The 13436-nt window shown below is 69.1% G+C and carries 13 protein-coding genes and 1 pseudogene; 6 read left to right on the forward strand and 8 right to left on the reverse strand.

The features are described from left to right. Positions 1–1350, forward strand: a 1350-nt coding sequence (locus AOK08_RS22575) for a globin domain-containing protein (protein ID WP_422125762.1), incomplete at its 5' end; no start/stop codon positions are given. A gap of 15 nt (positions 1351–1365) precedes the next feature. On the opposite strand, the gene AOK08_RS22580 is transcribed toward AOK08_RS22575, so the two are convergent. From AOK08_RS22580 to AOK08_RS22600, 5 genes are all read right to left on the reverse strand, one after another. Beyond that, positions 1366–1848, reverse strand: coding sequence for an NUDIX domain-containing protein (locus tag AOK08_RS22580; RefSeq protein ID WP_055529155.1), 483 nt, complete (start codon positions 1846–1848; stop codon positions 1366–1368). Positions 1849–2024: 176 nt separating this feature from the next. Further along, positions 2025–2930 carry a LysR family transcriptional regulator gene (locus AOK08_RS22585; RefSeq protein ID WP_055529157.1) on the reverse strand — a complete coding sequence of 302 codons (906 nt, stop codon included), beginning with the start codon at positions 2928–2930 and terminating at the stop codon, positions 2025–2027. A gap of 228 nt (positions 2931–3158) precedes the next feature. Then, complete coding sequence (locus AOK08_RS22590; protein ID WP_055529159.1) at positions 3159–4328, reverse strand: cystathionine gamma-lyase; 1170 nt, start codon at positions 4326–4328, stop codon at positions 3159–3161. Beyond that, positions 4325–4816, reverse strand: a complete 492-nt coding sequence (locus AOK08_RS22595; RefSeq protein WP_055529161.1) for a low molecular weight protein-tyrosine-phosphatase — start codon at positions 4814–4816, stop codon at positions 4325–4327. Before AOK08_RS22595 ends, AOK08_RS22590 begins: the two co-directional genes overlap by 4 nt. 9 nt (positions 4817–4825) lie before the next feature. Next, entirely contained in the window at positions 4826–5203 is a 378-nt protein-coding gene (locus AOK08_RS22600) for a phage holin family protein (protein WP_055529163.1), read from the reverse strand. Positions 5204–5251: 48 nt separating this feature from the next. Here AOK08_RS22600 and AOK08_RS22605 point away from each other — a divergent pair, with 48 nt between their 5' ends. The 4 genes from AOK08_RS22605 to AOK08_RS22620 all read left to right on the forward strand — a co-directional run bounded on the left by AOK08_RS22605 (position 5252) and on the right by AOK08_RS22620 (position 7634). Next, a complete protein-coding gene (locus AOK08_RS22605; RefSeq protein ID WP_055529165.1) occupies positions 5252–5569 on the forward strand; it encodes a cupin domain-containing protein in 318 nt (105 codons plus the stop codon). 172 nt (positions 5570–5741) lie between these two features. After that, positions 5742–5954 (forward strand): DUF5326 family protein, encoded by a 213-nt coding sequence (locus AOK08_RS22610; protein ID WP_055529167.1) that lies wholly within the window; start codon positions 5742–5744, stop codon positions 5952–5954. A gap of 233 nt (positions 5955–6187) precedes the next feature. Then, the gene (locus AOK08_RS22615; protein WP_079054203.1) at positions 6188–7096 is read left to right on the forward strand and encodes an IclR family transcriptional regulator; all 909 of its coding nucleotides are present in this window, start codon (positions 6188–6190) and stop codon (positions 7094–7096) included. A 100-nt stretch (positions 7097–7196) separates the two neighbouring features. Further along, positions 7197–7634 carry an SsgA family sporulation/cell division regulator gene (locus tag AOK08_RS22620; protein ID WP_055529170.1) on the forward strand — a complete coding sequence of 146 codons (438 nt, stop codon included), beginning with the start codon at positions 7197–7199 and terminating at the stop codon, positions 7632–7634. A gap of 156 nt (positions 7635–7790) precedes the next feature. On the opposite strand, the gene AOK08_RS22625 is transcribed toward AOK08_RS22620, so the two are convergent. Continuing rightward, on the reverse strand, positions 7791–9428 hold the full coding sequence (locus AOK08_RS22625) for a YibE/F family protein (protein ID WP_055529172.1): 1638 nt from the start codon (positions 9426–9428) through the stop codon (positions 7791–7793). 646 nt (positions 9429–10074) lie between these two features. On the opposite strand from AOK08_RS22625, the gene thiC reads away from it, so the two are divergent. Continuing rightward, complete coding sequence (gene thiC / locus AOK08_RS22630; RefSeq protein ID WP_055529174.1) at positions 10075–11877, forward strand: phosphomethylpyrimidine synthase ThiC; 1803 nt, start codon at positions 10075–10077, stop codon at positions 11875–11877. Between the two features lie 40 nt (positions 11878–11917). Here the strand turns inward: thiC and AOK08_RS22635 are convergent, their stop codons facing one another. Beyond that, positions 11918–12799: a hypothetical protein gene (locus AOK08_RS22635; RefSeq protein WP_055529176.1), complete on the reverse strand. Its 882-nt coding sequence runs from the start codon at positions 12797–12799 to the stop codon at positions 11918–11920. 205 nt (positions 12800–13004) lie between these two features. Continuing rightward, positions 13005–13436 (reverse strand): annotated as a pseudogene (locus tag AOK08_RS22640) (serine/threonine protein phosphatase); the annotation flags it as partial.

Here is a 13436-nt window from a genome sequence, read left to right on the forward strand (position 1 = left end):
CCCTTCGCGCCCGCGGCCACCGACCCCCCGGTTCGCCCGCCGTTCTCTCCCGCGCCCGCCGAGCCCCCGGTTCGCCCGCCCTTCGTCCCGCTGACCCTGCCTTCCGCTACGCCGGTCGGCGCTCCCGGGCCCGCGTCTCCCGCACCACCCGTCCGCCCGGTGTCTGCCTACGCGCCCACCGACCCCGAGGCTTCCCGCACACCTCCCGCGCCGCACTCCGGGCCGCTTCAGCAGGCGTCTCCGGACGCCGTGCGCATCCGGCGGACCATGGAGGCGGTCGGTCCTGTCGCCGACGAGGCCACCTCGTACTTCTACGCACTCCTCTTCGTCCGTCATCCCGAACTGCGCTCGCTCTTCCCCGCAGCGATGGACACCCAGCGTGACCGGCTGCTCAAGGCGCTGCTCACCGCCGCCGAGAACATCGACAACACCGAGGTCCTCGTCGCGTATCTGAAGAACCTCGGTCGCGGCCATCGCAAGTACGGCACCCGTCCCGAGCACTACCCGGCCGTCGGTGAATGCCTCATCGGCGCGCTGAGCCGGTACGCCGCAGCGATCTGGGAGCCGGAGACCGAGGCGGCGTGGGTACGGGCGTACACGACGATGTCGCAGGTGATGATCGACGCCGCGGCCGTCGACGAACTGCGCGCTCCGGCCTGGTGGTTCGGGGAGGTTGTCGCGCACGACCGCAGGACCTCGGACGTCGCCGTCATCACCGTCCGGCCCGACCAGCCGTACCCGTTCCTCGCAGGGCAGTACACGAGCATGGAGACGCCGTGGTGGCCCCGCATCTGGCGGCACTACTCCTTTGCCTCGGCGCCCCGCTCCGACGGTCTGCTGTCGTTCCACGTGAAGGCGGTGCCAGCGGGCTGGGTCTCCAACGCGCTGGTGCACCGCGCCCGGCCCGGTGACATCGTCCGGCTCGGCCCGGCCGTCGGCACGATGACCGTCGACCACACCACCAGCAGCGGCCTGCTCTGTCTGGGCGGCGGCACCGGCATCGCGCCCATCAGGGCACTGGTCGAGGACATCGCCGAGCACGGTGACCGGCGGCGGGTCGAGGTCTTCTACGGCGCCCGTACGGATCTCGACCTGTACGACATCGACGCCATGCTGCGGCTCCAGCAGTTCCACCCGTGGCTGACGGTGCGCGCGGTCGTGGAGCAGCAGGCGAACCTCCAGCTCCCCGACGCCGTACGGAACTACGGGCCCTGGTACGAGTACGACGCCTGTCTGTCGGGCCCGCCCGGGATGATCCGCAGCGGTGTGCAGGCCCTGCTGCGTGCCGGTATCCCCATGGAGCGGATCCGCCACGACTCGGTGGAGGAACTGGTCGTCACCGGGAGCTGACCCGGCCGTGTGCCGTCAGCCAAGGTCGGGCGCGTGCATCGCCCGTACGCCCTCGATGTTGCCGTCCAGATAGTGGCGCAGCGACAGCGGCACGAGATGGACGGAGGCGATGCCGACCCGGGTGAAGGGGATACGGACGATCTCGTACCCGCCGCAGGGCTCGTCGATCTCGGGGCCGTGCCGCTGCGAGGGGTCCATGCTCTCCAGCCGGCAGACGAAGAAGTGCTGGACCTTCACGCCCGTGGCGCCGCCGTCCGCGCCAATGTGCTCCACGGTGTCCACGAAGCAGGGCACCACGTCGGTGATCTTGGCACCCAGCTCCTCGTGCACTTCACGGTGCAGGGCGTCGACAACGGTCGTATCGTCCGGTTCGACGCCGCCGCCCGGTGTGAGCCAGTAGGGATCGACACCCGGCTTGGTCCGCTTGATGAGGATCAGGTCGTCGCCATCGAGCAGGATGGCGCGTGCGGTGCGCTTGACCACGGGTCGGACGGTCATGGGAGAAATGTGGCCCGGCTGGTTCCACGTGAAACATGTCGGCTCCCCATGAAGTGCACTCAGCGAAGCGAAGGCCGTGTGCCGCATGAGCGGAAATGCCTGTTTCACGTGAAACATCGCGGCGTCCGAAGAGGTCCGCCGGGGTCGGCGGAGGCATCTCGGGCACTGCTGGGTGCTCAGCCCCAGTCGGCCGCCGCGTGCTGGAGCCACTCGTGTGCCCGTGCGATGTGCGGCATCGCCAGTGTGCCGGTGCGGACCACCAGAAAGTACGTCCGCAGCGGGGGCACCGCCGGATCGAGCAGTGCGACCACCTCACCGCGCTCCAGGGCGGGCGCGCACAGATACCGGGGCAGTACCGCGAGCCCCGCACCCGCGGCGGCGCAGGCGAGCACGGCCCGCAGGTCGGGCACGATGACGGTGCCCGAGGCGGCGGGGTGGGAGCCGAAGACGGACGCCCAATAGCCGGCGACGAGCGGCAGCGACTCGTGGACCTCCACCACGGGGAGGTCCCGCAGGAGTGACGCGCCCTGGCGGAGCAGCCTCTCGGGTCCGAGTTCGGCGGCCCAGCGCGGAGCGGCGACCAGGACGTGTTCCTCGTCGCAAAGCGCGGTCGCTGTGAGCAGGGTGCCGTGCGGACGGGTCGTCGTGATGGCCAGATCGTGATGCCCGGCGGAGAGGCCCTCCAGGGTTTCCTCGGCATTGCCGAAGGAGACTCGCAGGGCGAAGCCCTGGCCGCCGTCCCCGGTCAGCTCCGTGAGCGCCGGCAGCGCGCGTTCCGCGGTGAACTCCGGTGGCCCGGCGAGATGCAGGGTGCGCAGGGACGAGTCCTCGTCCAGCCCGGTCTCGGTGATCTCCACGAGCGCGTCGAGATGCGGGGCGGCCTTGTGGGCGAGTTCGTCGCCGATGGTCGTGGGAGTTACGCCACGGGCCTGGCGCAGGAACAGAGGCCGTCCCAACTGCCGTTCCAGGGTGCGGATCTGCGAGGTGACGGCAGGCTGCGAGAGGCCGAGCAGGGCGGCGGCACGAGTGAAGGAGCCGGCTCGGTGGACGGTCACAAAGGTGCGCAGCAAGGCCAGGTCCATGACGCGCCTTCCCCCTCCTCTGCCCTTCCTTCGGCTCCCCGGCCCCGTCCAACTATAAATAAGTCGATAGGGCCCTGTCGTTACGGTGATTGGACACTGACACGGAGTCAATTAGCCTTGCTCGCGTGGTTCTTCGCGAGCGGAACCGCGGCGGTCCGAGCCACGAGGGGGGAGGCTCGGACCGCCCTCGGCCGTGGCAGGGGCGCCTGACGGCCCCTGCCCGCCCGGTCAGTCCGCCGACTCCTCCAGCGCGCGCAGCACGTCCGTCACCAGATCGTCCGGGTCCTCGGCGCCGACCGAGAAGCGAATGAAGCCCTCGGGCACCGCGTCCCCGCCCCACCGGCCGCGCCGTTCGGCCGTGGACCGGACTCCACCGAAGCTGGTGGCGTCGTCCACGAGCCGAAGCGCGCCGAGAAAACGGTCGGCACGCGCGTGCGTGGGCAGCACGAAGGAGACCACGCACCCATAGCGCCGCATCTGCTGCGAAGCGATCTTGTACGAGGGATCCTCCGGCAGCCCCGGATAACGCAGCCCGGTCACCTCGGGCCGCCCGCGCAGAGACTCGGCCAGAGCCAGCGCGGTGGCGTCCTGCCTGTCGACACGCAAGGGGAGCGTCGCGATCGACCGATGCGCGAGCCAGGCCTCCATGGGCCCGGGAATCGCCCCGGCGATCTTGCGCCAGCGTCGTACGGCGGCCATCGCGGAGGTGTCCGCACCGGTGACGTAGCCGAGCAGCACGTCGCCGTGGCCGGTGAGCTGCTTGGTCCCACTGGCCACGGAGAAGTCGGCGCCCAGCTCCAGCGGGCGTTGGCCGAGTGGTGTCGCCAGGGTGTTGTCGACGGCCACGAGGCAGCCACGCGCGTGTGCCGCCTCGGCGAGCAGTCGTACGTCGCACACGTCCAGTCCGGGGTTGGACGGGGTCTCGATCCACAGCAGCCGTGCGCCGTCGAGAACGTCCAACTGGGCGTTGCCGCCGGTCGGCGCGGTCCGCACCTCGATGCCGTAGGCATCCAGTTGGGCCTGCACCAGGGGCAGCACCTGATAGCCGTCGGCGGGCAGGACGACGGTGTCCCCGGTGCGCAACTGGGAGAAGAGCACCGACGACACGGCGGCCATCCCGGAGGCGAAGACGAGCGTCTCGACGCCGTCCCGCTCCGGCGCCTCCAGTTCCCCGATGGCGCGCTCCAGCAGCGTCCAGGTGGGGTTCTCGTCACGGCCGTAGGTGTACGGGCCTGTGGGGGTGCCCGGCAGGTGGTAGTGGGCCGCGAACACCGGGCCGGGGAGGGCCGGTGCGTACTTGACCGGCTCGGGCAGTCCCGCCCGCACCGCGCGCGTGCCGTCGCCCAGGCCCTGGTCCGCGCGAACTTCTGAACTCCCGTTCGTGGCCGAATCAGTCATACCGTCCGTCCCTCCACTTCCGTCCGTATCGCGGTGAGCATGCCCACGCTCGCCGCCTCCACCATCTCAAGGCACTCCTCGAAGCCGTCCATCCCCCCGTAGTACGGGTCCGGGACGTCCAGGTCGGCGTGCGCGGCGGGATCGTAAGAGCGCAACAGATGTACCTTCTCCGCGTCCTGCGGAGTGGGCGCCAGACGGCGCAAAGCCTTCAGATGGCCGGCGTCGAGGGCGACGACGAGGTCGAGGCGGGCGAACCACGCGGCCTGGAACCGGCGGGCCGCGTGATCACTGTCGTAGCCGGCCGCCTCCAGCACGGAGACCGTGCGCGGATCGGCGCCGTCGCCCTCGTGCCAGCCGTCCGTGCCCGCGCTGTCGACCTCGACCAGGTCCGCCAGCCCGGCCTCCGCCACGCGCGCGCGGAACACGGATTCCGCCATCGGGGATCGGCAGATGTTGCCTGTGCAGACGAAACAGACGCGATAGGGCATCGGGCGTCCTCAGTCCTCGTCGGGAAGGACCATGTGCAGCGCCCAGGAGACGATCGAGATGATCAGACCGCCCAGGACGGCCGTCCAGAAGCCGTCCACGTGGAAGCTCAGGTCGAACTTTTCGGCCAGCCATGAAGTGAGCAGCAACATCAGGGCGTTGACCACGAGGGTGATCAGGCCGAGCGTGAGGATGAACAGTGGGAAAGTGAGCAGCTTCACCAGCGGCTTGACCAGGAAGTTCACCAGGCCGAACAGGAGAGCGACGACGATCAGCGTGCCGATCTTCTTGCCCGTGCTGTCACCGGTCAGGGTGATCTTGTCGAGTGCCCACACGGCCACGCCGAGGGCGCACGCGTTGGCGATCGTCTTGACTACGAAATTCTTCATGTGTCTGATCGTGGCAGAAGAGATCGGTTACGAGCAGGGGCGAGGGCGATGAAGGCATTCCGGTTGGATGAACTGGAGGCGGAACGTGCCGCCAACGACGGTGCCTACCTGCAGTTCCTGCACGAACGGAACATGTCGGTGGGCCTGTACGCGCTGGACGCGGGCGAGCAGGACCCGCAGCAGCCCCACCGCCAGGACGAGGTGTACTTCGTGGTGAGCGGGCGGGCCGCGATCACGGTCGGCATGGAGACGACCCAGGTGGCGCGCGGCAGCGTCGTGTACGTGCCGGCCGGGGTGGCCCACAAGTTCCACCACATCAGCGAGGATCTGCGGGTCATGGTGGTCTTCTCCCCGCCCGAGGGCTGACCGCCCGCCTCAGGGTTCCCTAGGGGATCGATCAGGGGAGGACAAGGGATGCGAGGCCCCCGCCAGGCCACCCTCCGGCCCTAGCATCGAAGGCGGAACATCGAATGTCCCGGCACGAGCGAAGGGCACAGCCCTCGGCGGATGCGACGGGCCGAGAAGTGAGGAAAAGGCGATGCGAGAGATCTTCGCGGGACTGCCGTGGTGGGTGAAGTGGGTCGCGGTGCCGGTCATCGCCCTCTTCGTGTTCGGCGGGCTGATTGTGAGCGTCCTCAGTGTCGTGGTCGCCCTGCTCTTCAAGGCGCTGGTCTTCGTCGCCCTGGTCGGCGGATTGATCTACGTCGTACGGAAGTTCACATCGAGTTCGTCCTCACGCAGCGACTGGTGAGAGCCGTGGGGCTGTGGGGGCACGGGAGCCGGTGGGCGGGACGGCGCGGGCGTCGGTAACAGAAATCACCGGTTCCCTCGGGCGGGGGAAGTTTCCGCTACGGGCCGTCTGTGTGCGGTGACAGGCGGTTAGAGTCCGGAATTCGACGCGGGGACACCCCTCGCGGACGGCGTACCCCCTTCTCCCGTGCCCTTCCGCACGGGCAGCCCCTCGCCTTCGAGAGTGACCTCGCCATGGTCGACACCGCCCCCGCGCAACCACAGGCTCCGCCCGTACAGCGTCGGCCCGAACAACGGACCGCGCCCTCCCCGAGGTCCCGCGCCCGCCCCATCGAGAGACCCGCGTCGGCCGCTGTGCCCGGCCTCGCCGCCGAGGCGCCCGCCGAACCGCACCCCACGGCGACCCTCATCGGCTCCGTGCAACGGGCGATGCGTCTGCTGGAGTCCGTCGCCGCGCACGAACACGGCGCACCGGCCAAACAGTTGGCCCGCGAGACCGGCCTCGCCCTCCCGACCGCCTACCATCTGCTGCGAACTCTCGTCTTCGAGGGCTATCTGCGGCGCGACAAAGGGCTGTTCTTCCTCGGCGAGGCTGCCGAGCGGCTGGGCAGCAGCGGCGCGCGGCAGAAACGTCGCAGCACGATGGTCGACACACTCGCCCACTGGCGGGACACCATCGGCGTGCCCGTGTACTACGCGGTGTACCGAGACGGCGAGATCGAGGTCATGTGCGTCTCCGACACCCCCGGCAACCCGGCGGTCGCGGAGTGGGCGGACTTCCGCGAGACCGGGCACGCGCACGCCGTCGGACAGTGCCTGCTCTCCCAGCTGGACGAGCAGCGCCGCCGGGACCATCTCGACCGTCACCCCGTACAGGCGGTCACCCCCTACACGGTGCGCGACAGCCACACGCTGCTGCGCCGCCTCGACCGCATGCGGCGCATGGAACTGGTCGTGGAACGGCAGGAGTACGTGCTGGGGACGGTGTGCGCGGCGATTCCGATCACCATCGGGTCCACCGCCGCCACATTGGCCATTTCTCTGCCTTCCCACCAGGACGATCGACTGCTAGAAGCAGCGCAGCAGTTGCAGACAGAAGTCGGAAGGTTCCTGGGGTCGCTCGCGATCTCTATCAGTATCTGAAAACTCACTCCTTGTGATTCACCGTGTACTTTCAGCAAGATTCGAGCAGTATCAGAGCGATGATTCCAGGCCAGTCCACGGCAAGTGACGGGGTTAGGCGATGCGCGAGTCGGTGCAGGCAGAAGTCATGATGAGCTTTCTTGTCTCGGAAGAGCTCTCCTTCCGCATTCCGGTGGAGCTGCGCTACGAGACCTGTGATCCCTATGCCGTCCGGCTGACCTTCCATCTGCCTGGCGACGCCCCTGTGACCTGGGCCTTCGGGCGCGAACTGCTGATCGACGGAGTGGGCCGGCCCTGCGGGGACGGTGATGTGCGGATCTCGCCCGCCGACAGCGATGTCCTGGGCGAGGTGCTGATCCGGCTCCAGGTCGGCGGCGACCAGGCGCTGTTCCGCTCCGGCGCGGCGCCTCTGGTCGCCTTCCTCGACCGTACGGACAAGCTCGTGCCGCTGGGGCAGGAGCGGTCCCTCGCCGACTTCGACGCCCACCTCGACGAGGCGCTGGACCGCATTCTGGCGGAGGAGCAGAGCGCGGGCTGAGCGGTTCGACGCCGGAGTTCCCGATCGTGCTGTAACGCTTCTCCTCCCGCCAAGGAGGGGAAGCGTGCCGTCGTCTCCATGCGTGGCCCTCCTCGGCGCGGACACCGCCGCGGAGCCGGTTCCCGGCTTGTGGCAGTGCTTCCGGAAGGGGCCGCGTCAGTGCTTGCGGCGACGGCCCTTCCCGGCGCGGGCCGGGGCCGCCGCGGGCGTGGCTCCCGCCCCCACCCTCGCTGCCTCGGGCTCCGTTTCCGGTCCGGCGCCGGCTGCCCCCGCTCCCGCGGTCAGCGGTGCCGTGTCCGGGCGGTCCGCCGAGACCATCAGGGCTGCCAGAAGCGTGGTCACCGGCACGGACGCGACCAGCCCGATCGAGCCCACGAGGGTCCGTACGATCTCCTCCGCGACGAGTTCGCTGTTGGCGACGGCCCCCACGCTGCTCCGCGCGATCGAGAAGAGCAGCAGCAACGGCAGCGCGGCGCCCGCGTAGGCGAGCACAAGAGTGTTGACGACGGACGCGATGTGGTCACGGCCGATGCGGATGCCGGCCCGGTACAGCCCGCGCCAGCCCATCGTCGGATTGGCCTCGTGGAGTTCCCAGACCGCCGATGTCTGGGTCACCGTCACATCGTCCAGGACACCGAGCGAACCGATGATGACGCCCGCGAGCAGCAGGCCGCTCATGTCGATGGACGGATACAGGCCATGGATCAGGCCCGTGTTGTCGTCCGTGTTGCCGGTCAGCGCGGCCTGGCCGATGAACAGCGAGCCGAGGACGCCGATCAGCACCAGCGAGATCAGTGTGCCGAGCACCGCCACGGACGTACGCGCCGAGAGGCCGTGGCACATGTAGAGCGCGATCAGCATGATGGCGCTGGCCCCGACCACCGCCACGATCAGCGGATTCGAGCCCTGTAGGACGGCCGGCAGGATGAAGAAGGTCAGGACCATGAAGCTGACGGCCAGTGCGACCAGCGCCATCACACCGCTCATACGGCCGACGGCGACGACGGCGAGAGCGAAGATGCCCGCCAGCAGGGCCATGGGGAACCGGCGGTTGACGTCGGCGACCGAGTACTGCAGGTCCTTCGGCGCCGAGGGTTCGTAGGCGACCACGACCTTCTCGCCCTCGTGCAACTGCCGGGACTGGTCCGGCTGGACGATCTCCGTGAACGTACGGCCCTCGTCGTCACCGGTGTCTACCTGGATCGTCGCCCGCTTGCAGTCGCCGGTCGCCTGCTGCTGTGCCGAGGAGCCCTCGGCGGTGGACGTGTCGCCGGTCGGGGTCTCCCCCGAGGCGTTGACGGACTTGCAGTCCACCTCGACGACCTTGGTGACCGTGGCCTCCTGGGTCTGCCGGTCGAAACCGACGCCCGTGCGCTCGTGCGCCGGGGCACCACCCGGCCACAGCACCACGAGCCCCACCACGACCGCCACGGCGAAGGGGATCAGAATCGCCCCGATGATCTTCCGCAGATGGATGGAGACAGGGGCCGCCGGGCCATGGCTGTGACTGTGACCGTGCGAGTGGCCCTGGTGGTCGTCGGGTCGGTGCGCGTCGCCGGACCCGGATCCGTGTCCTCCCCCATGCCCCCCAACGAACCTGCCTCCATGCCCACCGCCGGGTCCGGCGCCCCGCCCGCCGCCATGCCCGCCGCCGGAACCGCCACCCGGCCCGTGACCGTGCTCGAGCTCGTCGCCGGGGCCGGTCCTCTGATCATGGTGTCCGTGGCCGACACCCTGTTCCGGGCCGAAGCCGTAGTCGTGGTCACCGCCCGCTCCGGGGCCGGAACCCCGCATTCCACCGGATCTGGATCCGGGTACAGGACTGAACTGGCCGGTGTCGGGCCCCTCGGCGCTGAATTCCGGTCCCTGGCCGCCAGGTCCTGGCTGGCCTCCCTGGCCCGTTCCCGCGCTGGGCCCATGGCCACGATCGGTCCGCCGACCGGGCCCGTATCCGGGACCGCCACGGGGGCCGGCCGGCCCCTCGGCGCCGCCCGTTCCGGCTCCGGGGCCGGGTGCACCACCGGGGCCGCCGGGGCCGCCGGGGCCGTCCCCGAGCCGGAACCTACGCTGCGGGCCGGTACCGCCGCCGTTTCCGCTGCCCGGCCCGGAGGTATGCCCGGAGCCGTGCCCGGCACCGCTTCCGCGCGGTGGCTCGGAGGACGGGTATGGGGGTCCTTGCGTCGTGGTCACCGCCCGATCATCGCAAGAACGGCACGGGCCCTCTGTTCACCTCGCCCAAATTGACGCTAGCGTGGAGGCACCTTTGCACACGCGGGAGCTCGGAGCACCGGGCTGAGAGGGCGCTGACCTCCGTCTTTGCGATGTTTCACGTGGAACACGTGGAACGAGTGATGTTTCACATGAAACATCGGCTGACGGAATCCGCTGCGTCGACCGCCGAACCTGTTACCGGGTAATGCCGGCGTAGGGAGTAGGTCTCATGACCATCAAGGACGCACGCACGCCTGCCTCCGACCAGGACGAACAGCCCATCGAGGGTGAACAGTCCCAGGGAGTCGGGAAGTCCATCGGCTGGCACAAGGGGTATGTCGGCGGCTCACGCGCCGATCTTCGGGTGCCGGTCCGTCAGGTGCACCTCACGAACGGGAAGTCGGTCACCCTCTACGACACATCGGGCCCGTACACCGATCCACAGATCGACACCGACGTCCGCAGGGGGCTCGCCCCGCTGCGTGACAACTGGATCATCGCCCGCGGCGACACCGAGGAGTACGCGGGCCGCCCCGTCCGCCCGGAGGACGACGGGATCAAACACACCTCGCCGCGTGGCGGGCTCAGGAACCTCGACGCGGTGTTCCCGGGAAGGCCCCGGCAGCCGCGCCGGAGCCGGAACGGACAGGCGGTGACGCAACTCGCGTACGCCCGCCGCGGGGAGATCACGCCCGAGATGGAGTTCGTGGCCCTCCGGGAGAACGTGGACCCCGAGGTGGTCCGTGCGGAGATCGCCGCAGGGCGTGCGGTACTGCCCGCGAACGTCAACCACCCGGAGATCGAGCCGATGATCATCGGCAAGCGGTTCCTGGTGAAGGTCAACGCCAACATCGGCAACTCCGCGGTCACCTCCTCCATCGAGGAAGAGGTCGAGAAGATGACCTGGGCGACGCGCTGGGGCGCCGACACGGTCATGGACCTGTCCACCGGCCGCAATATCCACACCACCCGGGAATGGGTGCTGCGCAACTCCCCCGTGCCCATCGGCACGGTGCCGCTCTACCAGGCGTTGGAGAAGGTGGACGGCAGGGCCGAGGACCTGACCTGGGAGATCTACAAGGACACGGTCGTCGAACAGGCCGAGCAGGGCGTGGACTACATGACGGTGCACGCGGGCGTCCGCCTCGCGTATGTACCGCTCACGGCGAACCGCAAGACCGGCATCGTCTCGCGCGGTGGATCGATCATGGCGGCATGGTGCCTGGCGCACCACAAGGAGTCTTTCCTGTACGAGAATTTCGAAGAACTGTGCGAGATTCTCGCCGCGTACGACGTCACCTACTCCCTGGGCGACGGCCTGCGGCCGGGATCGATCGCGGACGCCAATGACGAGGCGCAGTTCGCGGAGTTGCGGACGCTCGGGGAACTCAACACGATCGCGAAGCGTTTCCACGTACAGACGATGATCGAAGGCCCGGGACACGTCCCGATGCACAAGATCAAGGAGAACATCGACCTGCAGCAGGAGATCTGTGATGAAGCTCCGTTCTATACGCTCGGCCCGCTGACGACGGACGTCGCGCCGGCGTACGACCACATCACTTCCGGCATCGGTGCCGCGATGATCGCCTGGTGGGGCACGGCCATGCTCTGCTACGTCACACCCAAGGAGCACTTGGGTCTGCCCAACCGTGACGACGTCAAGACCGGCGTCATCACCTACAAGATCGCCGCCCACGCAGCCGACCTCGCCAAGGGGCACCCAGGTGCGCAGGAATGGGATGACGCGCTCTCGGACGCCCGCTTCGAGTTCCGGTGGGAGGACCAGTTCAACCTGGCCCTCGACCCGGACACGGCGCGGGAGTTCCACGACGAGACCCTGCCGGCCGAGCCGGCCAAGACGGCCCACTTCTGCTCGATGTGCGGGCCGAAGTTCTGCAGCATGAAGATCTCCCAGGACATCCGCCGTGAGCACGGCAGCACACCGGTGGAGATCGAGCAGGGCATGGCGCAGAAGTCCAAGGAGTTCGCCGCGGCGGGCAACCGGGTCTACCTGCCGATCGCGGACTGACACCGACCCGGGGTGGGGACCGGCCGGTAGCTCCGGCCGGTCACTCCGGCGGGTGGTCCGGGCCCCCGAAGTCCGGGCTGCTGAAGTCCGGGCTCGTGAAACTGGGGCGGTGGCTCGTCTCCGAGCCGTCGTCGGGGCTGCTGAAGCCGGGGCGGTTGTAGCCGAGCTGGGGCATGCGGCCGGTGGTGGGTTCCGGCGCCGGTTTGCGGTTCATGGCCGCCGTACCGGGGTCGGCGAGGGCATCGCGGAGGAACGGCAGGATGCCTCGCTCCAGCAGGGCCTCGCGCCAGGCCTCCTTGGCCTGTGCGACCTCCCCGTTCGGTTCGCCGTACGCCCCTGTCTCCTCCGCCTCCGGGCTGTTGCGCAGGGCGGTGAGGAGAAGGCCGACCGCGGCGACGAGTATCGCTGCCGCTGTCACCGCTCCGAACACCCATCCGGTGGTGAGCATGGTCCGGGCGAACGCCGGCTCGGGGTCGAGCATCTTCAGGATGTAGCCCACGAGCAGGAAGATCGCCGCGGCTGTGCCGGCGAGGACGGGTGCCAGGACCGCGACCATGGCGATGGCGCCCGCTCCGGCGGTCTCGGCGGCGACCTCGCCCATGCCTGCGGCGAGCCCCACCGTGCCCGCGCCCGGCTCGGTGGAGACGGAGCTGGATGCGTGGAAGGACGACGGGGTGGAAGGCGCCGGGTGGCGCTGCTCGTTGCGGACCTTCACGTAGTGCTGGTATTCGGTGGCGGCGGCCACCGTGATCAGCGCGGTGGCGTTGAGTGCCATGGTGCGCAGTTGTTCGGAGTTCAGCCGCTTACCGACGGCGGCCAGTTCCGGGCGGTGTGGGGCGGAGCGCAGCGCCTCATCGAGGAGCCGCTCGTATTCCTGGCGGTCCTCGTTCAGCAGGTGCTGCGGAACGCTGTTCATGTGCATCCCCCGATGCGCCGTAGGGCTTGGGGCTCGGCATGGTGACGAACCGTCGGGCAGAAACGGAGGGGAGCCTGCTACGGATAAGCCGATGGTAGAGCGGCGACGGCGCGGGGTGACAGGGGGTTTGAAGAATTTGCCGTGCGGCTGACCCCCGCACGACGCGGTCCGCGGTCGTGGGAGGCCTGCCCGGAGAGCACGTGGGTATCCGTCAGAGTTCCAGCGGTAGTTCCTGGACCAGCAGTTTTCCGGCCATGGTCACGCCGCCGTCCATCGCGATGGCCAGCCCGTCGGCGTAGACATGCGGGTGCTCGATGTTCGGACGGGAGTTTTCCTCGCCGTCGTCCTCGGTGCCCGCGTCGCCCACCAGATAGGGGATGGGGCTGTGGCCGTGAACGATGCGGGCGCCGCCGTACGTATCGAGAAGGGAGCGTACGGCTTCCGCACCGCCTTCGTCCCGGAAGGAGAAGCGCTTGGTGAACTTGCGGAACAGATCCCACACCTCGTCCGCGTCGTTGCGCGTGATCGTCTCGCGGACGGTGTCGTTGACCGCCTCGATCGAGTCGCCGTAGTCGAGGTAGGCGGTGGTGTCCGAGTGCACGAGCAGATGGCCGTCGACCTCCTCGATCGCGTCGAGGCGGGC

The organism is Streptomyces graminilatus (assembly GCF_001418565.1).
Classification (GTDB): domain Bacteria; phylum Actinomycetota; class Actinomycetes; order Streptomycetales; family Streptomycetaceae; genus Streptomyces; species Streptomyces graminilatus.